The following is a 26495-nucleotide window of genomic DNA, read 5'->3' as shown; positions in this document are numbered from 1 at the left end:
AGGTGCCAGCCGTGAGCCAACTCAACCCAAGACAACAGGAAGCCGTACGCAACATCTCAGGCCCCTTGCTGGTCCTGGCCGGAGCGGGCAGCGGCAAGACCTCGGTCATCACCCGCAAGATCGCCTATCTGGTCGAGCAGTGCGGCTACAAGGCACAGCACATCGTTGCGGTGACCTTCACCAACAAGGCCGCCCGCGAGATGAAAGAGCGTGTCGGCAAGCTGATCAAAGGACAGGCCTCGCGCGGTCTGACCGTCTCCACCTTCCACAACCTGGGGCTGAACATCATCCGCAAGGAACTGAAGACCCTGGGCTACAAACCCGGATTCTCCATCTTTGACCAGCAGGATGCCCTGGCACTGATCAAGGATATTCTGCAGACCCTCAAGCAGCAGGATCTGGATGTCGCGGAATATGTTCAGCATCTGATCTCCAACTGGAAGAACGATCTGGCCGATCCGCATCACATCATCAGCCACGCCGCCAACAATGATGAGCTGCTGGCCGGACAGGTCTATCAGGAATACAACCGTATTCTGCAAGCCTACAACGCCGTTGATTTCGATGACCTTATCCGTCTGCCGGCGGAACTGTTTCGTGATTACCCGGAGGTGCTGGAGCGCTGGCAGAACAAGGTGCATTACCTGCTGGTTGACGAATACCAGGACACCAATATGAGCCAGTATCTGCTGGTCAAACTGCTGGTGGGTAAACGCGCCCAGTTCACTGTGGTAGGGGATGATGACCAGTCGATCTATGCCTGGCGCGGTGCCCGCCCGGAAAACCTCGGCCAGCTGGCACGCGACTTCCCCAGCCTCAAGGTCGTGAAGCTGGAGCAGAATTATCGCTCCACCGGCCGTATCCTCAAGGCTGCCAACGTGCTGATCGCCAACAACCCCCACGAATTCACCAAGGAGCTGTGGAGTGACAAGGGCTTTGGTGATCCGCTGCGGGTCATCCTGTGTCGCAACGAAGAACACGAGGCGGAGCGGGTAGCGACCGAGATTCTTGAGCACAAGCTGCGTAAGCGCACCGAATTCCGTGACTATGCCATTCTCTACCGTGGCAACCATCAGGCGCGGCTGATCGAGGCCAAGCTGCAGAGCTATCAGATTCCCTATCGCCTGAGTGGTGGCACCTCGTTCTTTGCTCGTGCCGAAATCAAGGACATCATGGCCTACCTCAAGGTGATGATTAACCCTGACGACGACAACGCTTTCCTGCGCATCATCAACGTGCCACGCCGTGAGATCGGCCCCTCCACACTGGAAAAGCTGTCCGCTTATGCTGGCGAGCGCGGTATCAGCATGTACGCAGCCTGTAGCGAAATGGGGCTGGCCCAGCATCTGCCGGAAAAGGCCATCGACAAGCTGCGGCGCTTTGCTCACTGGATGGAACAGACCCACCAGCGCTGCTATCAGGAAGACATGGTCGGTGCAGTACGACAGATGGTGCTGGATATCGACTTCCCAGGCTGGCTGCAACAGCATTCGACGTCGCCTACGGCCGCAGAGCGACGTATGGAAAACGTCTGGTTCCTGATCGACTCCCTGCGTTCTACGCATGAGCGCCTGCTGGAAGATAATCCTGACGCCGATATTCGTGATGTCATCAGCCGTCTGATCCTGATGGATATTCTGGAGCGACAGGAAGAAGAGGATGAGTCCGATCAGGTACAGATGATGACCCTGCACGCTTCCAAAGGACTGGAGTTCCCCCATGTATTCCTGATCGGCATGGAAGAGGAGCTGCTTCCCCATCGCAATGCCATCGAAACCGATACCGTGGAAGAGGAACGCCGGCTGGCCTACGTTGGCATCACCCGTGCGCGTGAAACCCTGACCATGACACTGGCCAAACAGCGCAAACAGTTCGGCGAGCAGCTGGACTGCGTACCCAGTCGCTTTCTCGATGAGTTACCGCCGGATGACGTCGAGTGGGAAGGCCGGGAGGGCGTCAGCAAGGAGGTCAAGCAGGCCAAGGCACGGGAAACTCTGGCATCCCTGCGCAATTTGCTGCTCGACTAGCCCGTCACTTGTGCAACATCAATCTGATGACTTGTGACACGCCATAAACACACAACGGGAGCCACTGGCTCCCGTTGTGTGTTTTAAGACGGTCTGCAGGTCAGAGGCTTAGCGGCGCTTGGCACCCACCAGTGCCCGTACATCGGCGTCCATCGGCAAACGGTAGTCCGATGCCGCCAGAATACGGTTATCAGCGACCCGTACCAGACGGCTGGTAACATACACACTCTGACGACCGATGGCGTAGGTGCCTACCACCACTGCCTGGGCCTGATGGCTCTGGCTGATATTCTGCAGCTCACGTGACAGCATAAACTCACCGCTGCCTTCCTGAATGAACAGCGAGTCACGCAGCTTCAATTCCACCACGGGCAAACCCTGACGGGTCAGGCTGGACGCCATCTGCTCGGCCAGCATACGCCCCAGCGTGGAGGACTCATCCAGACGGTCGACATTGACAAAACTAGCCACGATCAGAGGCTGGTCGGGGCGCAGATTCGGGCCCAGCTGTTTTACCAGCGCGGTCGCCGCATCTTCACTGCTCTGTACCAGATTGCTCTCTTCCGCTGCCTGTGGCTGCACGGTGGCCGTCTCGCACCCTGCCAGCAACAAGCTGGAGGCAAGCATCACGGCACCGGCAAATAGTGATCCTTTCATTGTTATCCCCTGTCCCCGTTACTGCCCGACAACCTGAATGGTCTTGCCCTGCCAGGCACTGTCACTCGCCACATAGTGGTCTTTGCCACCGGCGTTGATGTAGTACATGTTGGACTCAGACATCAGCAGGTTACTGCCGTAGACCACTTCGGTGGTAATCAGTACTTCCATGCCTTCATTGCTGACGGTACGACCGGCACCATAATCCGCGCCCAGGCCGACCAGCGGCAGCGCCAGATAACTGTTCTCCCAGCTGTTTTTCACGGCATTGCGCATGACTGCCAGGCCAGTGGCCAACACGGTGTAGGTGCCGGGCACAGGGCGTGCACCATCAAGATCTTTATGCTGAATCAGCTGCGCCGTATAACGGGTATGCACAGCGCCAAGGCCAGGCTCCAGCGTGACATGCAGGCCCTGCTTGACCATCTGACTCTGCAGCAGGCTATGGAATGCAGTGGAGAAAGTAGTGGCAGTGGCAGGTGGCTCAACGTAAATGGCGACCTGATGATCCGGCAACGACTGGGCAATACGCTCAGCCATGTCTTTGGCCAGCACGTCCCAGTGATGGGCTGTTTCCATCTTCTGCTGGGTGCTGTAGGGATAGGTATCGGCACGTGGCACGGCGGTCTTGAGATTCTGCTCAGACCATTGCTGGCAACCACCGAGGGCCAGCATCATAAGAGAAAAGGGGGCAAGCCATACTCGCTTCATGTGGCTATCCTTACTGTTTGCTGTGATGGCGGGGGTTGCCGGGTTAGTTGACGAATTCCGTTACAGACTGAAGCAGAAGCATAAAACAAAAAATCCGCCTGTGCACTGACCTGACGATTTTTTGTGCGCCCCGGTCCTTTTATGACCGAAATGCATCTTGTCGCTGTAGTGCCTAACCCCTTCAGCACTCCTGAATCACTGCTCAGCGCCGCTCCTGCTGCAATCGCGCCAGCAGATCACGCCAGGGACCAATGCGGTCTGAGGTACCTACTTTCTGCCCGGCCGGGGAGTTATTGAGCCACAATCCGGAGCCGTTGAAGCTGTATACAGGGACCAGATCGGTACGTTTGCTGGCGGGCTCAATTTTCGGGTTGATATTGTCCAGTACCACCGGCATGGCGCTGGGCGAGGCGTAATACAGCAGTACCATATGGGCCTGATTATAGGCCAGTGCCTTTACATACATGATACGCAGCTTGCTTTCCGGCACCCCCAGTTCACGCAGGGTGAAGTACTTGGCAATGGAGAAGTCTTCGCAGTCACCGGCATTGCGTTCGAGAAACTCCAGCGGCGTGGCCCAGTAGTCATTCTTGCCCCAGACGGTCAGATCATCCAGCCAGCGTACCTTATTAAAGAAGTCATTGACCGCCCGCAGCTTGGTACTTTCCTGCGCCTTGAGCAGGGTCGAATCGGTCATCAACCCCTCCCAGTCCAGCACCCGGCGTTTGGCCGCCGCACCGTACTGACTCTCTACACGCTGCAATACCACACTGCTGAAGCCGGAATAGGCGGCCATCAGCCAACCCATGGGCAGCAGTAACAGGCACAGCAGCACAGCGCGGATCAGCATTCGGCACGGCTCCTTCATACCAGGACCGGAGTCCTGCGCGAAACGTCATGGTTCAGTCCATGCACCCCGTAGACGCCTCGCCGACGCAGGTGACTGATCAACAAGTCTGGTAAGAATATGGCTGCTGTGCAAGCCGATTGGCACAGCTATTTGTTAATGGCCTGTACGGACCCTGGCCGTCAAGCCCACACCCGAGTGCGGCGTGCCGTTACAGACGCATTTCAATACCTTTAGCCGCCATATACTGCTTGGCTTCTGGAATGCTGTACTCGTTGAAGTGGAAAATGGAGGCGGCCAGTACTGCATCGGCCTTGCCCTGCAGCACACCGTCCACCAGATGATCAAGATTACCCACACCGCCTGAGGCAATGACCGGCACTGGCACGGCCTCACTGACGGCACGGGTCACGCCCAGATCAAAGCCATTTTTGGTGCCGTCAGCATCCATACTGGTCAGCAGAATTTCCCCCGCGCCCAGTGCCACCAGTTTTTTCGCCCACTCGATCACATCCAGTCCGGTGGCACGACGCCCGCCGTGGGTGAACACTTCCCAGCGGTCAGGCTCGCCGGGCTGGCTGACTTTTTTCGAGTCGATGGCGACCACGATGCACTGAGCACCAAAGCGCTCGGAGGCCTCGCGCACGAAGTCAGGATTGGTGACCGCGGCGGTGTTGATTGAAACCTTATCGGCACCGGCGTTAAGCATACGGCGAATATCATCACAGGTACGGATGCCGCCACCGACCGTCAACGGGATGAATACCTGTCCGGCAATGGCTTCTACCACATGCACCATGGTGTCACGGTCCTGATGACTGGCAGTAATGTCGAGGAAGGTGATTTCATCTGCACCCTGTTCGTTGTAGCGTTTGGCGACCTCCACCGGATCACCGGCATCGCGGATATCAAGGAACTGCACGCCTTTGACCACACGGCCGTTGTCGACGTCCAGACAGGGGATGATGCGTTTTGCCAATGCCATGAAACAAGTCTCCGGGTAAGTCAGGGCCGCAGTATAGCAACCGCGGCCCCAGCGGCGAGGCGATGAGTCACTTACCTCCCATCACCCCACGGCTATATTCGATTTAAAATTGCTCTTCGCTGACGGCCGTATGCTCATCCAGCGCTGAAACCTCGTCACCGCCATGCTGGTCGTCGTGCCCATGATGTTCTTCGGTGGCGGGAGTTGCATCACTCGCCTTGCTGAGTGGGGCAGGGCGCAGCAGTGGCGCTTTCAGCAGCACCCACTGTTCCGGCCAGTGCTCGGTCGGTGGCTGGCTGAACTCACTGCGGACAAACTGACGCAGGCGGCCTTCGGCAAAGGCCATCAGCAGATTGGCACAGACGCTGGGCGGCTTCAGGGTACGCAGCTGCTCACGCAGCTCGGCCTCGCGCAGGATCTGCCGCAGCTGGGTCTCAATACGGTCGAACACCTGACGGATACGCTGATGCAGGCGTGCATCCTCACCGGCCAGCACATCACCGGCCAGCAGCACCGCCAGACCCGGATTTTTTTCGGCAAATGCCAGCAGCAGCGTCAGCACCTGCTGACAGCGCACCGCCGCACTGGCTTCGCGTTCCAGAATCAGGTTGATGCGGCTAAACAGGCTCTCCTCGACAAAATCGATCAGCCCCTCAAACATCCGCGTCTTGCTGGGAAAATGGCGATACAGTGCCGCTTCGGTCACACCGACTTCCTGTGCCAGTGCTGCCGTGGTGATGCGCCCACCCGGCGCATGCTCCAACATCCGTGCCAGGGCTTCCAGAATCCGCTGCTTTGCCTGGCCCTTGCGGGCCTTGGGACTGAGACTTTCCGTCATTGTTTACCTTACATCCGTCAGCCCATCTGCAGGCCGGTGCAGGGGAGTGCACCGGCCTGCAGACAACCGTCAAGCCTTGAGTTTTTCGTTGGTAATCAGGGTGCCCACACCTTCGTTGGTGAACAGCTCCAGCATGGTGGCATGTGCAACGCGGCCATCGATGATATGCGCACGTTTGACGCCATTACGCACCGCTTCCAGTGCACAGTCGATCTTCGGCAGCATACCACCGGTGATGGTGCCATCGGCGATCAGGGCGTCGACATCCGCCAGCGACAGACCAGTAAGAACCTTACCCTGTTTGTCGAGCAGACCGGCAATGTTGGTCAGCAGCAGCAGTTTTTCTGCATCCAGCGCTTCAGCCACCTTGCCTGCCACCAGATCGGCGTTGATGTTATAGGAGTTACCTTCCTCATCCACCCCGATCGGAGCAATGACGGGGATAATATCGCTGGCGACCAGCAGATCAAGCAGTTCGCGGTTAATTCGTTCAACACTGCCAACATGGCCGATGTCGATGATTTCCGGCGCCTCCATATCAGGCGTCTTGTGGGTGACCTTCATCTTCTTGGCCATGATCAGACGGGCGTCCTTTCCGGTCAGGCCGATAGCACGTCCGCCGTTGGTGTTGATCAGGTTGACGATGTCTTTGTTGACCTGTCCACCTAGTACCATTTCCACTACATCCATGGTGGCGGAATCGGTCACACGCATGCCATTGATGAAGTGGGATTCGATCTTCAGTTTCTCCAGCAGCTCACCGATCTGCGGTCCGCCACCGTGCACCACCACCGGGTTGATACCGACCAGCTTGAGCATGACGATGTCACGGGCGAAGGCGTTCTTCAGGGTTTCGTCGATCATGGCGTTGCCGCCGTACTTGACCACGATGGTCTTGCCCACATAGTTCTGGATGTAGGGCATGGCCTCGCTCAGGACCTTGGCAACATTAAGGGCGGCATCGCGGGAAAGGGGCATAACGGAAATCCTTTGTCTTGACGAAATGACAGCAGTGACCCTGGGGCCGGATCGGTGACCGGGCAAACCGGCCACGCTAGTTTAAAGAAGGCGACCCGAGCTTGCTATGCAGCGACCTGATTTTCCTCAGGTTCTGCCAGTTATCGGGGCACACTCCAGAACGACGCCTGAGCGCCCGGCCCGGTTAGCCGATAACGAGGCTCAGGATGACAAAACCTCGCTACATCCTGATGAACCTGACGCACTGTTCATCCGACGAGGGCTCGATCCACAACCGGCGGTGAAGGGATCCCATTATCGATAGTGCATGGTTATCGGCCACGTCACTGCACCTTTATGTGGCTGTGGGGATAAAGTGCGACAGATGCAACCCGGACGCGGTTACCCGCTGCTCCCACACGCTGCGGTTACACCACTGCCGTTCATAACGGACAACCCCGAGAAAAGCCCGTGTATGCGCTATTAAACTTCCCTTTGTCATATTTGTGTAACACCATGTCGTTGTAATAATGCGGTCACAAGAACGCAATAGATGACAGGTAATGCACATGGCTGACAAAAAGGTCCTGATCGTCGACGATGAAGCGCCGATCAGGGAAATGATTGCCGTTGCGCTGGAAATGGCCGGCTACGAGTGTTTCGAAGCTGAAAACACCACCCGCGCCCATGCCATTATCGTCGACGACAAACCCGATCTGATGCTGCTCGACTGGATGTTGCCCGGTACCAGTGGCATCGAATTCTGCCGTCGCCTCAAGCGTGACCAGATGACCGCGGAAATGCCGATCATCATGCTCACCGCCAAGGGTGATGAGGACAACAAGATTCAGGGTCTGGAAGCAGGCGCGGATGACTACATCACCAAACCCTTCTCACCGCGTGAGCTGGTGGCCCGTCTCAAGGCGGTGCTGCGCCGCGCCGCGCCGCAGGGGCTGGAAGATCCGGTGGAAATCGAAGGTCTGCTGCTGGATCCGGTGTCCCATCGCGTCACCTCCCACGGCAAGCAGCTGGAAATGGGGCCGACCGAATACCGACTGCTACACTTCTTCATGACCCACCCCGAGCGCGCCTACTCCCGCGGACAACTGCTGGATCAGGTGTGGGGCGGTAATGTCTATGTCGAAGAGCGCACCGTCGACGTCCATATTCGCCGTCTGCGCAAGGCGCTGGGCGGACAACACGAACACCTGATTCAGACCGTACGCGGCACCGGCTATCGATTCTCCAATAAGGTTGCGTAATCATGCGCAGTTTCCTGGGCCGTCAGGCTCTGGTGTTACTGGGATGTACACTGGTCGGCGCACTCAGCGGCTATGCGCTGCTGGGGCTGAGCCTGGGACTGGCTGGCCTGCTGGGCTGGCAACTGTGGCATTTTCAGCATCTGGTACGCTGGCTGGCGAAAAACTCCAGCGAAAAGGATGACGTACCAGAAGGCAAGGGACTGTGGGGCGACATCTTTGATGAACTGTACCGCCTGCAGAAACGCAATCTGGACGAACACGACCGCCTGCGGGGTATCATCGCCCGCATTCAGGATTCCACCTCCGCGCTGAAAGACGGCGTCGTGCTGCTCGATGAAGACGGCGCACTGGAATGGTGGAATCAGGCCGCCAGCCGCCTGCTGGGGCTACGCTATCCACAGGACCGTGGACAGCCGATCACTCACCTGCTGCGCCGTCCTGACTTCGTGCGCTACTTCGACCGCTGCCGTTATCAGGAGCCGCTGGAAGTCCCTGCCCCCACCAACAGCGACCAGTATCTGCAAATCAGCATTACCCTGTTTGGCAAGGGCGACAGGCTGATGCTGGTGCAGGATGTCACCCGCCTGCACAACCTCGAAAAAATGCGTCAGGACTTCGTCGCCAACGCCTCCCATGAGCTGCGTACCCCGCTGACGGTGATCAGCGGTTATCTGGAAACCCTGGGTGATCACCTTGATCAGCTGCCACGCCCCTGGGTGCGGCCGATCCAGCAAATGGGCAAGCAGGCCAAACGGATGGAGAACCTGATTGCCGACCTGCTGACCCTGTCACGGCTGGAAACCTCGCAGATTGAATATGCCGCCGAACCGGTGGATATGGACCGTCTGCTGCACCAGATTCTGCATGATGCCGAAGCCCTCGGCACCGATAAGGGCCAGACCATCACGCTGGAAGCAGAACCGGGTTTGTGCCTGCATGGCCGCGAACAGGAACTGCACAGTGCGCTGTCCAACCTGGTGATGAACGCCGTCAAGTACACGCCTGATGAAGGCAAGATCCAGATTCGCTGGCGCCGTCAGGGCGAGGGCGCCGTTTTTGAAGTGCAGGACGATGGTATCGGCATTGATCCTATCCACATTCCTCGTCTGACCGAGCGCTTCTATCGTGCCGACCCCAGCCGCACCTCAGAAAGCGGCGGTACCGGTCTGGGTCTCGCTATCGTCAAGCATGTGCTACTACGCCACGAAGCCACGCTGCAGATTGAAAGCCAGCTGGGCAAGGGCAGTCTGTTCCGAGCTAAATTCCCTGCCAGTCTGCTGGTCAGCCTTGAGCAGGAAGCCTGACAGCACCTTCCTGTTACCCAATACGCACGCCACATAAGTATTCAGCCGAATAAAAAAGCCCGGCGACCTCACGGCCTCCGGGCTCAACTGGCAACTCTTACCGCATGATCGTCAGCGGCATAACGGCAGGCCCCTTGCGACGCCTTACAACAACACTTAAAGCACCTTGAAATGGCGTATCGCCAGCTCCACACCGCGCAGTTCCGCCAGCCCCTTCATCCGGCCCAGCAGTGAATAACCGGGGCGCCCCTGCTTACGCAAGTCATCCAGAATCTGATGGCCATGATCCGGACGCATGGGAATGGCAGGCAGATCACCGGCCTCGGCACGACGACGCTCTTCATTCACCAGCACCCGCACCACGTCAACCAGATTGGCATCACCACCCAGATGTGACGCTTCGTGGAAGCTGCCGGGTGTCTCTTCACGCTCAGTGGAGCGCAGGTGGGTAAAGTAGATACGATCAGCAAATTCGGTGGCCATGGCACACAAGTCGTTATCGGCACGGACACCGTAAGAGCCGGTACAGAAGGTAATGCCATTGGCCTTAGCAGGCACTTTCTCTACCAGCCAGGCCACATCATCGCGCGTGGAGACAATGCGCGGCAGACCCAGAATCGGCCGGGGCGGATCGTCCGGGTGAATAGCCAGACGGATGCCCGCCTCTTCTGCCACCGGCACGATGGCTTCAAGGAACAGACGCAGGTGCTCGCGCAGCTGATCTTTGTCGATGGCATCGTAGGCTGCCAGCGCCTGCCGGAAGTCATCCAGGGTATAGCTTTCTTCCGCCCCCGGCAGACCGGCGATGATGGTGGCCACCAGCTTGTCACGCTCCGCCTCCGGCAGCGCGGCCAGATAGTCAGCCGCTGCCTGCTGCTCGGCAGCCGAGTATTCACTCTTCGCTCCCTCGCGCTGCAGGATGAACAGTTCAAATGCGGCAAAGGCAATCTGATCAAAACGCAGCGCACGGGAGCCGTCCGGCAGCTCATAAGCGAGATCAGTGCGGGTCCAGTCCAGCACCGGCATAAAGTTGTAGCACACCGTGTCGATGCCACAGGTAGCCAGATTACGCAGGCTCTGCTGATAGTTGGCGATGTATTCGGCATAGCGACCGGTGCGACGCTTGATGTCTTCATGCACCGGAATACTCTCGACCACCGCCCAGCGCAGTCCGGCAGCTTCAATCACGGCCTTGCGCTCAGCAATCGCAGCAACGGGCCAGACCTCACCGTTGGCAATGTCATGCAGGGCAGACACAATGCCCGTCGCTCCGGCCTGACGGATATCCATCAGGGAAATGTCGTCGGCTGGTCCAAACCAGCGCCAGGTATGTTCCATAACACGGCTCCTAAGATACGGGTTCAGATCAGCCTTGCAGCTGAGCAATAAAAGTTCGGGCGGTCGAGGGCTGGCTCAGCGCAGTCAGCGCCTCACGCAGCCGCACCAACAGGGCCTGGTCCTGCAATAGCTGGGCAGGGAAGATAGCGTCCACTGACAGCAATGCCAGCAACGGATCGGCCTCACTGGCCGCCGCCAGCAATGTCGCCTGCATCGGGTCATTCAGAGTAAGCAGCCCCTTACTGGCCTGCATGACAGTCATTACCCAGGCGGCAATGCCCAGCTCAGTACGACGGCAGGGCAACTGATCGTGATGCAGCTGTTGCATCCCCGCCAGCCAGCGTTGTGGCAGTTTCTGTGAACCGTCCATGGCAATCTGGCGTAACTGATGGTGAAGGCTGTCGTTGGCAAAGCGGGCCAGCAGCTGGTCAGCATAGGCGTCGATGTCCACGTCAGCGGGCATAGACAGCGTCGGTTTGGCTTCCTCCAGCATGTAACCGCGCAGCAGTGCACACACCTGCGGGTCAGCCACGGCTTCGGCGACGGTGACATAGCCCAGCAGCGGCCCGAGATAAGCCAGCAGTGAATGGCTGCCGTTCAGCATACGCAGCTTCATCGCCTCAAACGGCGCCACATCCGCCACCATCTGCACGCCATCAACTTCCCAGTCAGGCCGCCCCTGCGGGAAATGGTCTTCCACCACCCACTGACTGAAGGCTTCACAGATGATGGCCGCAGGCTCATTACAGCCAAGGTCGCGCAGGGTCGCCAGAGAGGCCTCGGTCATGGCAGGCACAATGCGATCCACCATGGAGCAGGGGAAGGCGACCTCCGTGTCGATCCAGTCCGCCAGCCCGGCATCCTGCTGGGCAGCCAGCTGCACCACGGCCATCTGACAGCGCTTGCCGTTGTCCGGCATGTTGTCGCAGGAAAGAACAGTAAAGGGAGGAATGCCTGCGGCCCGACGGCGACGCAGTGCCTCCACCAGCAGACCGGGAGCGGTATGGGGTTGCTGTGGCTGGGCAATATCAGCAGCAATGGCCGGATCATCCAGACGCAACTGTTGCTGCGCAGGGATCAGGTAATAGCCCTTTTCCGTCACCGTCAGGGTGACAATGCGCGTGGTAGCAGCGCTGAGTATGTCCAGCAATGCTGCATGGCCACTGCCGTTGTCGCCTTCACCGGCATAGATGGCAGAAGCAATGGCGTTGATCTGACGCAGGGTGACATGCTGCTGATCGGCATATTCGGCAACGTGATAGCTGAACTGCTGGTGTTCCAGCTCCTCCACGACCCGCATATTGGAACGGATGTTGGCACTGCAGATGGCCCAGGGGCCGCCGCCATGACGCTGCAACACCTGCTCGATATAGACCGCCTGATGGGCACGGTGAAAAGCGCCAAGGCCAAGGTGCACGATACCGGTACTGATGTCGGCAGGCCGATAGGTGCCAGGCACCCTGGTTACGGTCGGGGAATTGTCATCCGCAGGCGTCATTGTTATTTCCTGTCAGGCAAGGAGTGGTACAACGATGAAACTGGCATGCCAGAATAGATATCGCTGCATACCAGCTGGTGTATCGCGCTCGTACAGAGCCTTCAGTTCTGCATCTCTGATGAAATACCGTACAGAACGGTCAGCACAGGCGCTACCTTAGCACCAAATTGGCATACCAATAAATAGAAAATTTTTCTATGGCATACCAGTCATGCCCACAGGTATAGTTTGCACCTAGCCACTCACCCCTCTGCCCGTATCAACGCCCCATGACCGAACGCCTCTATCGTGACATTGGTGAGCAGATCAAAGCTGATCTGGCCCAGCAGGAACTTGCTCCAGGCAGCAAGCTACCCACCGAGCGCGCCTATGCCGAACGTTTTGGCACTAGCCGTACGGTGGTGCGTGAAGCCTTTATCATGCTGGAAATTGAAGGCTGGATAGAGGTACGTCAGGGCTCAGGCATCTATCTGCGCCAGCGGCCCGGCAGCCCCGTATCACCACAACGCGTTCCGGATGAGGATATTGGTCCGTTCGAGCTGTTGCAGGCCCGGCAGGTGCTGGAAAGCTCCATTGCCGCCTGCGCCGCGCAGACGGTGACCAAGCAGGACATTCAGCAGATGCAGGAAATGCTGGATCTGGAAGACACCATGATGGCTTCGGTGGAAGTCAGTGAGGATGCCGACCGGCGCTTTCATCTGCTGATCGCCCGCTCAACACAAAACAGCCTGCTGCTGGAAATGTGTACGCAGCTGTGGGATCGCCGCGATCGCAGCCCGATGTGGCAGACCCTGCACAAGCGCATCATGGACCTGTCTTACCGGGCCAACTGGCTGGAGGATCATCGCGCCATTCTCAATCAGTTACGCAAACGCGATGCTCAGGGCGCACGTCAGGCGATGTGGCAGCATCTGGAAAACGTCAAGACCACCCTGTTTGCCCTGTCGGATACCGATGACCCGAACTTTGACGGCTATCTGTTCAGCAATCTGCGCGCGCAGTAATCAGGCAGTCGTCTATCGAAAGAACGGGTAGAGGAAGGATGAGGGAGCCATGTGAGGCACCCTCAGAAAGACGGCAGGATCAGAACTGAATCACCAGCTGGCTGAGCTGAAATTCCGCTTCCAGACGCTGGCCAATCACATTGTAACCACACAGGTGATGGGCATAGTGCATATGCAGGCAACGCACGCGGTCCCAGTCGGCAATGCCTCCCACACCGAGTTTCTGCAGATATTCCAGCTTGCCCTGCGTCGCCAGTAGCTCCCGGTCTTCTTCCCGCATAAAACCATTACGCTGATCGACATAATCCTGATGACTGGCATGCAGCGCGGCTTTCAGCTCGGGATTGTCCTGCACCTCCGCCTCCAGACGCTTGATATAGCCGCCTGCTTCGATGGTGGAGATGGTCTTGAACAAATCGCGGCTGGTCAGCCAGTACAGGGTAGGGAAGGGTTTGCCTTCCATCACTGCGCGCATGCGCACTACCAGGGGAATGCCCGTGGCGCTGCTGGCAGCAATGTCTTCCAGGCCGCGCGGGGCGCGCTCAAGCTGGCGAGTCAGCCAGTCCAGCTGGGTTTCGGTAATCATCGGTCGGTTATTCGTTTCACGCTTCTTGTTAAAACAACATGCCAGGGCAATCCGGCATCTCGTGGCAGCGGCACAGTATAGCAGCCTGGCTCGGTGGATACTGCCTGATCAGGCCTGCGAATAGCGCTCCGCCTGTCCCAGCCAGCGGCGGATCAGCGGTTCACTGATGTCGGGGCGGTGACGCATCACCCAGTCACCGGCCTCATGTACCGCATCCAGCCAGTGCTCATCCTGACTGAGATCAGCAATACGGAACTGCACCAGCCCGGTCTGGCGCGTCCCCAGCACCTCACCCGGCCCGCGCAGCTCCAGATCCTTCTCGGCAATCACAAAACCGTCGGTACTGTCCCGCATGACCCCCAGTCGAGCCTTGCCCTGCTGCGACAGCGGGGCGTGATACATCAGCACACAGAAGCTTTCTACTGAACCACGCCCGACCCGGCCCCGCAGCTGGTGCAGCTGCGCCAGCCCAAGCCGCTCGGGATTCTCGATGATCATGACACTGGCATTGGGCACATCGACGCCCACTTCAATGACCGTAGTCGCCACCAGCAGGTGCAGGTCACCGGCTTTGAACTCGGCCATGACAGCCGCCTTTTCCGTGGCCTTCATGCGCCCGTGTACCAGACCAATCTTGAGCTCAGGCAAGGCTTCCTTGAGTTGCTCGGTGGTCGCCTCGGCAGCCTGACACTCCAGCACTTCCGACTCTTCAATCAGAGTGCAAACCCAATAGGCCTGACGGCCGGCCATGCAGGCACCGCGAACGCGCTCAATCACCGCATCACGACGCTGGTCAGCAATCACCACGGTCTGAATCGGTGTCCGCCCGGGGGGCAGCTCATCGATGACGGAGCAGTCGAGATCGGCATAAGCCACCATGGCCAGAGTACGGGGAATAGGAGTGGCGGTCATGATCAGCTGATGCGGCGCTTTGCCCTGATGCATGCCTTTCTCTCGCAGCGCCAGACGCTGGTGCACGCCAAAGCGATGCTGTTCGTCGATGATAACCAGCCCCAGATGGGCGAAGGCCACATCGTCCTGAAACAAGGCATGGGTACCAACTATTACCCGTGCCTCGCCACTGGCAATCGCCTCCAGAGACTGCTGCCGGGCCTTGCCCTTGAGCTTACCTGCCAGCCAGGCCACCTTCAGCCCCAGCGGCTCCAGCCAGCGACTGAAGTTGTGAAAATGCTGCTCGGCCAGAATCTCGGTGGGTGCCATCATCACCGCCTGAAAGCCGGATTCCACTGCCTGTAACGCTGCGAGGGCCGCCACGACCGTCTTGCCGGAGCCCACATCGCCCTGTACCAGTCGCAACATAGGCGCCGATTTATTCATGTCCTCAGCCACTTCTTGGACCACTCGCTGCTGCGCGTTGGTCAGGCTGAAGGGCAGGGAGGCAAGCAGTGCCTGCCGTAAAGACTGGTCCCCCGTCAGCACCGGTGCGTCAATCCGCAATGCCTGCTGGCGTAATTTGATCAGACTCAGGTGATGAGCCAGCAATTCCTCAAAAACCAGACGCTGGCGATGCGGTTCGGTGGTGCTGAGCAGACGCTCCTGCGATATCCCGGCAGGGGGACGGTGCAGATAGAGGAGGGCCTCCTCCAGTGAACAGAGACGGTGCTGACGCAGCAGCTCGGCGGGCACCCAGTCAGTCAGTGCATTCTCCCGCCGCTGCAACATCGACAGAGCCTGATCTGACAGCTGTCGCAGACGGGTCTGAGTCAGCCCTTCGGTGGCGGGGTAAATCGCCGTCAATGCCTGTGACAGATCGGCGGGTGGGCTATCCGCCTGCAGCACCTTGTATTCAGGGTGAACCATTTCCAGGCCATTGGGGCCAACCCGCACCTCGCCGAAGCCTCGCAACAGTTCACCGCTGCGCAGCGCGACCCGCTGGGCCTGGGAGAAATGAAAGAAGCGCAACGTCAGCGTACCGGAGCCATCCTGAATCTTGCACAGCAGACTGCGGCGCTTGCCTTTGATGATATCGGCAACCCGGATATAGCCTTCGACCATCACTTCGTCACCCGGACGCAGCGAACCCAGTGGCGTGATCCGGGTGCGATCCTGATAGCGCAAAGGCAGGTGAAACAACAGATCCTGCACACTGTGCAGACCCAGACGTTCACAGCGCTCGACCACCGCCGGGCCAGCGCCTTTGAGTAATGCGATCTCGATCTGATCGAGACTGGCTGGCGTCATGCAGGAAGTACCCGCAAGTTGCACTGTTTGATGGTGTCACGCAGCACATCAATGGCTTTCGGCCGCGGGAAGCTGGCACGCCATGCCAGTGCCACGGTGCGCATCGGCTGAGGTGAGGTAAAGGGACGGGTGCAGAGCAGGCCGGGAGCATACAGCCCTTCGCCCGCCGCCGACAGCGGCAGAATGGTAATGCCGAAGCCGGAAGCCACCATGTGGCGCAGCGTTTCCAGCGAACTGCCCTCGGTAATGCTCTGCTGCGTTTCGCTGTCACGCAGACTGGGGCAGGCCTGCATGACCTGATCACGGAAACAATGACCCTCTCCGAGGAGCAGCATGTCATTGCAGCGAATATTGTTGGCATCCACCGTTTCCTGCTTCGCCATCTCATGGGAGCAGGGCATCAGCATGACGAAAGGTTCGTCGTACAGCGGTAGCGTCAGTACATCAGGCTCGGTAAAGGGCAGGGCAACGATGATCACATCCAGCTCGCCATTGCGCAGTTTGCGGCGCAGTACCGAGGTGTAGTTTTCCTCGATATACAGTGGCATATCGGGGGCTTTTTGCTTCATCTGGGGGATCAGGTGAGGGAACAGATACGGCCCGATGGTGTAAATCGCTCCCAGCCGCAACGGGCTGCGCAGCTGATCTTTACCAGCGGTGGCCAGCTCGCGGATACGCTCGCTTTCTTCCAGCACTCGCTGAGCCTGCTGAATGATAGTGTCGCCCATAGGCGTGGTGCGCACGGCGTTCTTGGAGCGCTCGAACAAGGCAATACCCAGCTCATCCTCGAGTTTCTTGACGGCCACGCTGAGCGTAGGCTGACTGACGAAACAGCGCTCTGCGGCCCGACCAAAGTGCTGTTCCTGTGCGAGGGTGACTATGTACTTGAGTTCTGTAAGTGTCATCTGGGCCTGTTCCTGAGCTACTTCAACTTATCGCTGTTACTCCTCATAGACGGCAGTCATTGAGCGGTGATGGGTATCACCGCATCGAGAGCGTCTTTGAGAAGGATCGACATCCACCTTGTTGCCGGATGATCCGGCTGCCATTATAGCCAATACCGAAAAGCTGTGGATATATCCAGTTAATGCAAATGCCTACATCCGTTCTGATCGCTGGCTGCGGTAAACTCGGCAGCCCACTGGCACTGACACTGGCCCATCAGGGCTATGAGGTGCATGCCCTCTGTCGCAGCCCACGTGAGTTGCCGGGAGTGACCCTGCATTATCACGACCTGAGCCAGCCGCTGACAGCTACATTACCCGCTACCGACTTTGTGTTTTACATGCTGGCACCGACGGAGCGGACTGAAGCTGGCTATCGCACTGTTTATGTGCAGGCACTGCAACACCTGCTGACAGCCTTACCCCGGTCACCTCAGCGCCTGTTCTTTATTTCCAGTACCAGCGTTTACGGCCAGGATCAGGGCGAATGGGTAGATGAAAACAGTCCGACACATCCCGGCAGCTTCAGCGGTCATATCCTGCTGGAAGCCGAGGCGATTGCCCGCCAAAGCACCTTTCCAGCCACCATTCTGCGTCTGAGCGGCATTTACGGGGCCGGGCGCAATCATCTGCTGGAGCAGGTACGCCAGGGCATCTGCCATCCTGCTGAACCACCCTACTATTCCAATCGTATTCATCAGGATGATGCCGTGGCTGCCATGGTACATATGTTGCAAGTTTGTAAACAGGGAAAAGCGCTGGCCGACTGTTATCTGCTCACCGACTCCACCCCTGCACCGCTTCATGAAGTGTGCCAGTGGTTAGCGACACAACTGCAAGTGTGTGTAATGGAAACAGTTGCATTACGCTCTCGCGGGGGAAGTAAACGTTGTTGTAACACGCGTTTAATCGAAACGGGCTATGCTTTTCACTATCCCGACTATCGGGAGGGGTATTTATCACTACTATAAGCACACAAAAATGTGCAATAACTTACAAAAGTTAAAATTCAGAAAAATTCCTATTCCCTTTTTTGAAAAAGATGGCAGAATAGGCAGCACAAGGACGAAGGCAGGATGCCAAACATCAGGATGATGTTCAGGGACGTTAAGGAAAGCCGGAAGTTGGCCAGGAGGCCCGTAGGATACGACGTCAAGGATGAACATGGATGGGTACGAGGATAGACAAGGAGTGTCCTTTCCTCGACCTGCTCTTACTTTTACCCCGCTTTTTATTTTTCTTCTCACATCCCCACACTACAATCAGTAACAATACAGATTGCCTTGTTGGGTAATCAGTTTGTACCTTCAGTTACAAAATACTTGTCGATACAAAACCCGAAGAGCCAGCCTCTATTACTGACATCATGTGCTTACCTGAGTGAAAGGCAGGGAATACAGCCGAGAGAGTGATCGTGAATCAGGCTGCAGCCGTTACGCTGGCCAACACACGCTGCAGACGCTGTACCTGTTTGAGATGGCGCAAACGCTTAAGCACTCGCGCCAGATGTACACGATTTTTTACCAGCAGATGCATTTCCACCATGCTGACGGAATCATCCTGCTGATCCATATCCATACGCGTCACCACAGCATCAGCCAGACTCGCCTCAGCGGCCAGCATGGGTAACAGCTCACGATGAGCCACTGCCTGAATGCGCAGCGGCGCCAGGAACTCACGCTGTATATGCTCGCCCCAGGTCAAGGTCAGGGTCTTTTCCGGATTTTTGCGCCACTCCAGCGTGTTCTTGCACAGAGAGTGATGCACCATCAGGCTGCCACCGGCAAAATGCCCGAGAATAGGGTCACCGGGCAGGGGATAACAACAGCGGGCAAACTTCACCAGCATACCTTCAGAACCATTGATCACCAGTGACTGGCTAGCCCCTTCGCGGCCACGCTGAGCCACGCCTAGGGCATCTTCCGCCCGTGGCTGCAAACGATGAGCCACAACCTGCGGCACACGCTTACCAAGACCAATTTCTTCCAGCACATCATCCAGGCCCGATAGCTCGGTTTCCTGCAATAGCTCATTCAGCGCCCCTTCGCTGATCTGCTCCAGGGTATAGCCATCACTGGCGGCAGCCTGAGTCAGCAAACGTCGTCCCAGCTCAATGGATTCACTGCGCTCGGCCGTTTTCAGGAAGTGACGAATGCTGCTGCGCGCCTTGCCAGTCACCACAAAGCTCAGCCACGCCATGTTGGGATGAGAACTGTCCTTGGTGATTACTTCCACGGTCTGACCACTCTGTAACGGGCTGCTCAGTGGCGCCAGATGCCCATCAACATAGCAACCCACACAGGTGTTACCCACATGAGTGTGTACCGCATAGGCAAAATCCACCGGCGTCGCGCCACGGGGTAGTTCCATGATCTTGCCTTTGGGGGTGAAGACATAGACCTCATCAGGAAACAGGTCTTCCTTCACGTGCTCGATAAACTCCAGAGAGCTGCCAGCACGCTGCTGCATTTCCAGCAGCCCGGCCACCCAACGCTGCGCCCGGCGCTGCGAGCCCTGTACACGGTCACTCAACTGGCTGTTACTGCCCCACTGGCAGGCGATACCCAGATTGGCCACCATCTCCATTTCTTCGGTACGGATCAGTACCTCGAGCTGGAAGCCCTTGCCAGTGAACAGCGTAGTATGCAGAGACTGGTAGCCGTTAGCCTTGGGAATAGCGATGTAATCGGAAAAGGTGCCCGGTACGGGTTTATACAGCCCATGCAGCAGGCCGAGAATGCGGTAGCAGTTTTCTACCGAATCAGTCACCACGTTGATGACCTGAGTTGCCATGATCGTCTTCAGGCCTTTGCGCTCGTGCAGCATTTTCTTGTAGATGCTGTTCAGATGGCGCTGGCGCCAGGTCATGCGATGATTAACGTCTTGTGCCGACAAGCGCTCCTCAATGACACTCTGAACCTCTTCCAGCTGCTCCCGCCGTGATTCGCGAAACTGCGCCACGGCAGCCGACAAACGTCGGGAACGCATGGGATAGTAGGCCGCAAAAGCCAGATCTTCCAGTTCAGTACGCACCAGATGCATACCCAGACGCCCGGCAATAGGAGCGTAGATATCCAATGTTTCCTTGGCGATACGACGTTGCGAGGGGGCAGACATGGCACCGATGGTACGCATGTTATGCAGACGGTCTGATAGTTTGACGAGGATCACGCGGATATCCGCTGACATCGCCAGTACCATCTTCTGGAAGTTTTCGGCCTGGGCCTCGGCCTTGGTGGCAAACTCCATCTTGTTGAGCTTGCTGACCCCGTCGACCAGCTCCGATACCGTGTCGCCGAACTGATGACGCAAGGCATTCTTGGGAATGCCGGTGTCTTCAATGACGTCATGCAACATGGCCGCCATCAGACTTTGAGAGTCCATCCCCATGTTGGCCAGAATACCGGCCACCGCCAGAGGATGGATGATGTAGGGTTCTCCCGACTTGCGGGACTGACCATCATGCGCCTGCTCTGCGTAAAAATACGCCCGCTTGACCTTGTTGACTTCGTCAGGGGTCAGGTGGTCGCTTAGTCGCTCAGCCAGTGCATTGATGGTCGACATGGAGAATCCCCGGTCCTGCTTAGAAGTCTTCCTCTTCGGCTTCCAGCGTGGTGCGCGTCACACTGCCCTGTGCAATTTCACGCAGTGCGACCACGGTCGCCTTGTCGTTTTCCCAGGCTACCTTGGGCTCTCTGCCGCCGGTGGCCAGCTGGCGTGCACGCTTGGATGCAACCATGACCAGTTCAAAGCGGTTTTCTACGTTTTCCAGACAATCTTCGACAGTCACACGTGCCATAGTTTTCTGTCTACCCTTCAGCGATGATAAGACGAAACTGTATAAAAAATAACCAAACCTGCCAGACAGGCAAGAGGCGCAATTCTATGTGAGCCGCGCCCCCGAAACAAGCTCTACTGCTCAAACTTCGGACAGCAATTCAGCCAGCAAACGTGCGTTAACCTGTTGCTGACGCTGCAGTTTGCAGCGCTCGGCCCGAAATACCGAAGCCAGCTCGGCGACAGCGAAGGTGAAGTCGTCATTGAAAATGACATAGTCATATTCGGGATAATGCGACATTTCGCTGACAGCCTTGGCCATGCGTCCGGCAATAACCGCATCATCGTCCTGGCCACGGCTGTTCAGTCGCTCCAGTAACGCTTCTTTCCGGGGTGGCAGAATAAAGATGCCGATGGATTCCGGAATCTGCCTGCGCACTTGCTGCGCGCCCTGCCAGTCGATTTCCAGAATGACGTCCTTGCCTTCGTTAAGGATTTTTTCCGCTGCCGCCACCGAGGTGCCATAGAAGTTGCCAAACACTTCTGCGTGCTCAATAAAAGCACCTTCACCGATCATCTGACGGAAAACGTCCTGAGTGACAAAGTGATAGTGCACGCCATCGGTTTCACCGGGGCGCTGGGCACGGGTCGTGTGCGACACCGACACGCCAATGGTTTTGTCCTGTTCCAGCAGAGCCTTGACCAGGCTGGTTTTACCGGCACCCGAGGGTGCGGAGACGATGTAGAGTTGACCTTTAGACATAGGACCCGTTGTCTGTCTGCGCTATCACAAGCGGCAAAGTGGCATTTACAGGTTGCGGTGAAGGCTGAGTGTCATGTCGCACCTGACCTGACCGGTTCGCGCATCGCTCACGTCCCAGATATATGGGGCTGAGAAGAGGAAGGTTCCAGCAGCCTGAAACACTCCACACCGGACCGAGATGCATCCTGAATGATAAGGTCGGCTATCATAGCACTCCTTCCCGCTCGCCTCATCCGCTCCATCTGCGGCATAGCACAGCCATTGCAACACTACGTCCTATAGGTGTCATGCATAGACTATTTCTGTCGATGTGCAATTATTATCCATCCCATTCACCAGCTGCTGCCTTATTCATGATCCAGTTCCGACAAGTTGAAGCTTTCCGCTGCCTGATGGTGACCGGCACCACTGTGGGTGCAGCCCGCCAGATGAATGTCACCCAGCCCGCCATCAGTCGCCTGATTGCTGATCTGGAAGCCGACCTCGGCTTTCGTCTTTTCACCCGCACCAAGGGACGACTGGAACCCACCAATGCGGCGGTGCGTTTCTATAAGGCCGTGGAAGAAAATTTTCTGGGCCTCGAGCGCCTGCGCCAGGTAGCCAACAATATTCGTAACCATGCGCCGGAAAGCATGAGTGTCGCCTGCTCACCGGTGTTATCCACGTCACTGCTGCCCATGGTGCTGAAAGAATTTGTGCAGTCTGATCCTGAGGTGACCATCCACGTAGTCAGCTGCAACACCTCGGAGATCTTGCTCAAGCTGCAGGATTTGAAAGTGGATCTGGCCTTGTGTCCGGCATTTCCTCCCATCGCCGGTATTGAGCAGATCCATCTGATGGATCTGGGCATGCTGTGCGCCATGCCACCCGGCCATCGACTGGCCAGCAAAGACAAGATTTACCCGGAAGATCTGGAAGATGAAACGCTGATTGGCTGGCTACCCATCGGTCCGCGCGCCTACGACATGGAGCAGGCCACCCTCGACAAGGCCAAGGTCAAAACCCGCTACGCCATCAAGACCCACTCCTCGCATACCCGCTATGCGATGGTCGCGCACGGCCTGGGCATTTCTGTAGTAGAGCCTTTTGCAGCGCGCATCTGGCAGCCAAACGACGTGGTGGTACGGCCCTTTATTTCCGACATTCGCTATCGCTATGTCCTGGCCTACCCCAGCTCGGCCAAGCGTTCCGAACTGATGGCCGATTTTCAGGATGCCGCCCTGCGGGCTATCCACGCCTATGACTTCCGGGTCGAGGGCTATGACAACTGGACGGTATTGACCTGATGATGACAGCGCGGGGCTCACCCATCTATGATGCCCCGCCTTTTGCTTCAGAACAGCAGATGAGCCACCCCGGCGATGACCGGCAGGGTCACCAGCGTGCGCAGGATAAAGATAACAAACAGCTCCCACAGATTGACCGGGATACGGCTCCCCAACAGCAACGCACCGACTTCAGACAGATAGATCAGCTGTGTCACTGACATGGCGGCAATGACGAAGCGCGTCATTTCGTTGTCCACAGCAGAAATCAGGATGGCCGGGATAAACATGTCGGCAAATCCCACCATCACCGTCTTCGACGCCGCCACCGCTTCCGGGACGCCCAGCAGCTCCAGCAGCGGCACAAAGGGTTTACCCAGATACTCAAATACCGGCGTGTACTCCGCGACCATCAGAGCCAGCGTGCCTACCACCATGACGACCGGCAACACGCCAAACAGCATATCGATAGCATTGTGCATACCATCACGCAGTGGCAGGCGGAAGTTATCGATACGATCAGCACGCGCCAGCGCGCGGCGGTAACCCACACGCCACACACTGTGCCCCTGCGGAATTGCCTCTTCCTCGACATTGCGTGGGCTGCCGTCGATGTAGTGATCGCGTTTCCAGCAGAGCGGGGGCAAGCGCGGCACCACGATGGCAGCCACAATGCCCGCCAGACAGACCGTGCCATAGAAGGGCAGGAACAGATGCTCCAGCTTGACCTGTGCCAGCACGACCAGCGCAAAGGTAATGGATACCGCCGAGAAGGTCGTGCCAATGACCGCTGCCTCCCGCTCGGTGTAGAAGCGACCTTCATACTGCTTGCTGGTCAACAGAATGCCGACCGAGCCATCGCCCAGCCAGGACGCAAAGCAGTCCACTGCACTGCGGCCGGGCAACTGAAATACCGGCCGCATAACCCGGGTCATCAGGGTACCGACCAGCTCCAGCAAACCAAAATCCAGCAACAGCGGTAGCAGCAGGCCAGCAAAGATGAACACCGAGAACAGCACCGGCATCAAATCACCAAACACCAGCTGGCCGGTATTGCCGCTGAGCACCGCCTGTGGGCCATGACCGCTGTACAGCATCAGGGCGATCACCGCACCGCACAGACGAATCAGAGTCCAGATCCAGTTCGGTGACAGCAGGCCGTAGATAAAGGTGTAACGTTGCAACCACTGCGGACGCAACACCTTGGTCAGCAGGGTGCCTGACGCTGAAGCGACTATGACGGTGGTCAGCAGCTCAGGCATGACCTCTTTCAGTGCCGCCAGCAGGCTTTTCGCCAGAACGGCCACACTGATGGTGATGCTGCCCTGATAGTTGACAGGAACCATGAACAACAGAATGCCCACCAGTGAGGGCAATAAGAACACCAGGGCGTTGCGTGACAGGGAACGTTGCAGTCCCTGATTCTGCGCGGTCAGCAAAGAATCCACTGTGACTCAATCCTTATTATTTGTTATTGGGCAAGCAAAAAGGCGGCACAGTGAAGCAGAAGAACAGAATCTTGGCAAAAAACAGCAAAAAATAGCTGCTATCTTCCGGCTGTTTTCAGCGAAAACATAAACCAGCACGTTGCACACAGATCAGGGATATTAACGACTATATATGCACATTATTGCCCATGATCGCTGCACAATATAAAAACTGGCGCAGTTCATATGTATTGAACCAACCAATAGAAGCCAGGGTTCAACTTCAGCAAAACTGATTAAAAACCGGCTTTATCTGTCTGGTCGCGACCCGAAATAAAACAGATGCGGCCTTTTCACAGCGCTGCACCAGCCACCCAGATCCTGACGTCATTAAATAAGGAGGCGCTCCCTGAATTGAGCCTTCATAGGGCGCGTTCAAGTGTCTGCAAAGCACAGATAGAAAAACGGTCAGAGCAGACCTAACTGCGCCTGCTCCAGGGCCAGTAACTGCTGCTTGATCGACAATCCTCCACCAAACCCTACAAGTTGTCCGGCACTGCCAATCACCCGGTGGCAGGGAATGATAATCGGCAGCGGATTGCGATTATTGGCCATACCCACGGCGCGCGACGCCCCGGGCTGCCCCAGTGCCCGGGCAATATCGCCATAACTGCACGTTTCACCCCAGGGAATGGCCTGCAGCTGCTGCCAGACGCTGAGCTGAAAAGTCGTCCCCACCGGTTGCAACGGCACCGTAAAGGTGCGTAGCTGCCCGGCAAAATAAGCCTGCAGCTCACGTGTCGCCCAGCTCACTATCGTCTGCTCGGGGCACACTGGCGTCACATCCTGTGTTTGCTCACCCAGAAAGTAGACGCCAAGCAGCGCCTGCTCCGTAGCCGTCAGCCTCAGCGGGCCGACGGGAGAGGTGATGACGTGAGTGACCGTCGGGGGCGACTCATTCAATATTCTGTACCTGCTTGTGGAGTGTTAGGTTGTATTTATTTAAAATCAATGCGTTATGCATTAATTTTGGCACTCTTCAAGGAGGCCACTAACCACTTTACTCACCAGTTGGCCAAAGTCATCCTGAAGTTCAGTCGTAGACGTAGGGTACCACATCCCATCCAAGGGCCGAGAGAGGAGGCTACTTCTGCATCCAGGCTAATAGGTCCGACAGCAGCCATACTGTGCTTCCCCCGACTCTTTTACGCCGTGGGACTTCACCAGACCTCTCCAGCCGCCACCAGGTTGTCCTGCTGATGGCGGTGATGCGTTCGCGCTCGGCCTCTTTGATCAACCGTTCGGACTCATTGTAAGCACGGAGGATCTCTCCCCGAGTCTCCGCTGGCGGCGGAGAGAATCGGTTCGCCTGTGTCATGAGGCTTCCCCTTGCTTGTTACGCAGCAACCACTGGTCGATTTCCGAGCGCTTGAAGTAGACCCTTTTGCCCATCGGTTTGAAAAACGGGATCTCTTTCTTGGACGTCAACTTGTACAGGTACGAGGTAGACAGGCCCGTATAGATGGCACAGTCATTAATGGTCATGATTTCTTTGGCAGGAATGGCCAGTGATTGGATCTGTTCTAGCACGGATACCAGTTGATTCTCGGTCATAATCTTTCCCTTGGGTGGTCAGGAGTTGCTGTTATTTTCTCTTGATCACCCTTCGAGGCCGACCTCTGGAATTGCCCTTTTCGGACAATTTGAGCGGTATTGCTACTCTCTGATTTCACATGCAGGGTCACCGCCTTGAGTTCTGTGGCTTTCTGACGAGGTTCATGGGGTACCTGATGATCAGACTCTAACGGTGTAGACTTCACAGATAACGCTTGATTGTTTCTTGAGCAGGCGGGTTAAAATAAATATTGGTTTATAGAAAAGGTTAAATAAGAGGTTAAAGATAAGGTTATATGGGTGTGGATATCCCATGTAAGAGTTTGATTTTGAAAAATAAAAATCAAATATCCTGCCCCTCTTATGTCAATAAGGTGCCCGTCAAATGTCAATAGTTGGCCCCTCAAATGTCAATGATAGCGCCCCTCAAATATCAATAACGTTGCCCCTCAAATGTCAGTAATCCGGCTGGGTTTCCAACAGGGTTGC

23 protein-coding genes and 1 pseudogene are annotated in these 26495 nt (G+C 57.0%); 6 read left to right on the top strand and 18 right to left on the bottom strand.

Annotated features, from left to right (window positions below):
* The first annotated feature begins 11 nt into the window (after nt 1-11).
* Complete coding sequence (gene rep / locus QCD60_RS12020) at nt 12-2027, top strand: DNA helicase Rep (RefSeq protein ID WP_104153218.1); 2016 nt, start codon at nt 12-14, stop codon at nt 2025-2027.
* Nucleotides 2028-2135: 108 nt separating this feature from the next.
* Here rep and QCD60_RS12015 read toward each other — a convergent pair whose 3' ends face one another.
* The 6 genes and pseudogenes from QCD60_RS12015 to argB all read right to left on the bottom strand — a co-directional run bounded on the left by QCD60_RS12015 (nt 2136) and on the right by argB (nt 7043).
* Nucleotides 2136-2684 carry a FlgO family outer membrane protein gene (locus QCD60_RS12015; protein ID WP_279785539.1) on the bottom strand — a complete coding sequence of 183 codons (549 nt, stop codon included), beginning with the start codon at nt 2682-2684 and terminating at the stop codon, nt 2136-2138.
* 18 nt (nt 2685-2702) lie between these two features.
* Nucleotides 2703-3395 carry a hypothetical protein gene (locus QCD60_RS12010; protein ID WP_279785537.1) on the bottom strand — a complete coding sequence of 231 codons (693 nt, stop codon included), beginning with the start codon at nt 3393-3395 and terminating at the stop codon, nt 2703-2705.
* A 202-nt stretch (nt 3396-3597) separates the two neighbouring features.
* Nucleotides 3598-4245: a transglutaminase-like cysteine peptidase gene (locus QCD60_RS12005; protein WP_279785536.1), complete on the bottom strand. Its 648-nt coding sequence runs from the start codon at nt 4243-4245 to the stop codon at nt 3598-3600.
* 208 nt (nt 4246-4453) lie between these two features.
* The gene (hisF, locus tag QCD60_RS12000; RefSeq protein WP_279785534.1) at nt 4454-5227 is read right to left on the bottom strand and encodes an imidazole glycerol phosphate synthase subunit HisF; all 774 of its coding nucleotides are present in this window, start codon (nt 5225-5227) and stop codon (nt 4454-4456) included.
* A gap of 238 nt (nt 5228-5465) precedes the next feature.
* Nucleotides 5466-6065: pseudogene (slmA, locus tag QCD60_RS11995) on the bottom strand (nucleoid occlusion factor SlmA); the annotation flags it as partial.
* Between the two features lie 69 nt (nt 6066-6134).
* Nucleotides 6135-7043, bottom strand: a complete 909-nt coding sequence (gene argB / locus QCD60_RS11990; RefSeq protein ID WP_104153212.1) for an acetylglutamate kinase — start codon at nt 7041-7043, stop codon at nt 6135-6137.
* Between the two features lie 548 nt (nt 7044-7591).
* Here argB and phoB point away from each other — a divergent pair.
* Both phoB and phoR read left to right on the top strand, forming a co-directional pair.
* Entirely contained in the window at nt 7592-8284 is a 693-nt protein-coding gene (gene phoB, locus QCD60_RS11985) for a phosphate regulon transcriptional regulator PhoB (protein ID WP_104153211.1), read from the top strand.
* A 2-nt stretch (nt 8285-8286) separates the two neighbouring features.
* On the top strand, nt 8287-9588 hold the full coding sequence (gene phoR / locus QCD60_RS11980) for a phosphate regulon sensor histidine kinase PhoR (RefSeq protein WP_279785530.1): 1302 nt from the start codon (nt 8287-8289) through the stop codon (nt 9586-9588).
* 156 nt (nt 9589-9744) lie between these two features.
* Here the strand turns inward: phoR and uxuA are convergent, their stop codons facing one another.
* Together uxuA and QCD60_RS11970 are read right to left on the bottom strand one after the other, a co-directional pair.
* On the bottom strand, nt 9745-10926 hold the full coding sequence (uxuA, locus tag QCD60_RS11975) for a mannonate dehydratase (protein WP_279785528.1): 1182 nt from the start codon (nt 10924-10926) through the stop codon (nt 9745-9747).
* Nucleotides 10927-10954: 28 nt separating this feature from the next.
* A complete protein-coding gene (locus QCD60_RS11970) occupies nt 10955-12424 on the bottom strand; it encodes a mannitol dehydrogenase family protein (RefSeq protein ID WP_279785526.1) in 1470 nt (489 codons plus the stop codon).
* Between the two features lie 269 nt (nt 12425-12693).
* Between QCD60_RS11970 and QCD60_RS11965 the strand changes: the two genes are divergently transcribed.
* The gene (locus QCD60_RS11965; RefSeq protein ID WP_104153207.1) at nt 12694-13428 is read left to right on the top strand and encodes an FCD domain-containing protein; all 735 of its coding nucleotides are present in this window, start codon (nt 12694-12696) and stop codon (nt 13426-13428) included.
* Nucleotides 13429-13507: 79 nt separating this feature from the next.
* Here QCD60_RS11965 and QCD60_RS11960 read toward each other — a convergent pair whose 3' ends face one another.
* From QCD60_RS11960 to QCD60_RS11950, 3 genes are all read right to left on the bottom strand, one after another.
* Nucleotides 13508-14014, bottom strand: a complete 507-nt coding sequence (locus tag QCD60_RS11960) for a DUF501 domain-containing protein (protein ID WP_279785524.1) — start codon at nt 14012-14014, stop codon at nt 13508-13510.
* 108 nt (nt 14015-14122) lie between these two features.
* Nucleotides 14123-16216 (bottom strand): ATP-dependent DNA helicase RecG, encoded by a 2094-nt coding sequence (gene recG / locus QCD60_RS11955; protein ID WP_279785522.1) that lies wholly within the window; start codon nt 16214-16216, stop codon nt 14123-14125.
* Nucleotides 16213-17121, bottom strand: a complete 909-nt coding sequence (locus QCD60_RS11950; protein ID WP_279785519.1) for a hydrogen peroxide-inducible genes activator — start codon at nt 17119-17121, stop codon at nt 16213-16215. The genes recG and QCD60_RS11950 overlap by 4 nt, the downstream gene beginning before the upstream one ends.
* A 188-nt stretch (nt 17122-17309) precedes the next feature.
* Here QCD60_RS11950 and QCD60_RS11945 point away from each other — a divergent pair, with 188 nt between their 5' ends.
* A complete protein-coding gene (locus QCD60_RS11945; RefSeq protein ID WP_279785517.1) occupies nt 17310-18131 on the top strand; it encodes an SDR family oxidoreductase in 822 nt (273 codons plus the stop codon).
* A 448-nt stretch (nt 18132-18579) separates the two neighbouring features.
* Here the strand turns inward: QCD60_RS11945 and QCD60_RS11940 are convergent, their stop codons facing one another.
* The 3 genes from QCD60_RS11940 to gmk all read right to left on the bottom strand — a co-directional run bounded on the left by QCD60_RS11940 (nt 18580) and on the right by gmk (nt 21700).
* Nucleotides 18580-20724, bottom strand: a complete 2145-nt coding sequence (locus QCD60_RS11940; protein ID WP_279785515.1) for a bifunctional (p)ppGpp synthetase/guanosine-3',5'-bis(diphosphate) 3'-pyrophosphohydrolase — start codon at nt 20722-20724, stop codon at nt 18580-18582.
* Between the two features lie 19 nt (nt 20725-20743).
* Entirely contained in the window at nt 20744-20959 is a 216-nt protein-coding gene (rpoZ, locus tag QCD60_RS11935) for a DNA-directed RNA polymerase subunit omega (protein ID WP_104153201.1), read from the bottom strand.
* 120 nt (nt 20960-21079) lie between these two features.
* Complete coding sequence (gene gmk / locus QCD60_RS11930) at nt 21080-21700, bottom strand: guanylate kinase (RefSeq protein WP_279785512.1); 621 nt, start codon at nt 21698-21700, stop codon at nt 21080-21082.
* Nucleotides 21701-22053: 353 nt separating this feature from the next.
* On the opposite strand from gmk, the gene QCD60_RS11925 reads away from it, so the two are divergent.
* A complete protein-coding gene (locus QCD60_RS11925; RefSeq protein WP_279785510.1) occupies nt 22054-22986 on the top strand; it encodes a LysR substrate-binding domain-containing protein in 933 nt (310 codons plus the stop codon).
* A 47-nt stretch (nt 22987-23033) separates the two neighbouring features.
* On the opposite strand, the gene QCD60_RS11920 is transcribed toward QCD60_RS11925, so the two are convergent.
* The 4 genes from QCD60_RS11920 to QCD60_RS11910 form a co-directional block, all read right to left on the bottom strand.
* Nucleotides 23034-24413, bottom strand: a complete 1380-nt coding sequence (locus QCD60_RS11920) for a YjiH family protein (protein ID WP_279785508.1) — start codon at nt 24411-24413, stop codon at nt 23034-23036.
* Nucleotides 24414-24860: 447 nt separating this feature from the next.
* On the bottom strand, nt 24861-25355 hold the full coding sequence (locus QCD60_RS11915) for a methylated-DNA--[protein]-cysteine S-methyltransferase (protein WP_279785506.1): 495 nt from the start codon (nt 25353-25355) through the stop codon (nt 24861-24863).
* Between the two features lie 181 nt (nt 25356-25536).
* Entirely contained in the window at nt 25537-25770 is a 234-nt protein-coding gene (locus QCD60_RS30630; protein ID WP_069140162.1) for an AlpA family phage regulatory protein, read from the bottom strand.
* Nucleotides 25767-26006 (bottom strand): helix-turn-helix domain-containing protein, encoded by a 240-nt coding sequence (locus tag QCD60_RS11910; RefSeq protein WP_089643913.1) that lies wholly within the window; start codon nt 26004-26006, stop codon nt 25767-25769. The genes QCD60_RS30630 and QCD60_RS11910 overlap by 4 nt, the downstream gene beginning before the upstream one ends.
* Nucleotides 26007-26495: the final 489 nt, after the last annotated feature.

Source organism: Pokkaliibacter sp. MBI-7, assembly GCF_029846635.1.
Lineage (GTDB): Bacteria > Pseudomonadota > Gammaproteobacteria > Pseudomonadales > Balneatricaceae > Pokkaliibacter.
The sequence above is the reverse complement of the archived record's forward strand: the minus strand, read 5'-3'. Positions and strand labels throughout refer to the sequence as shown.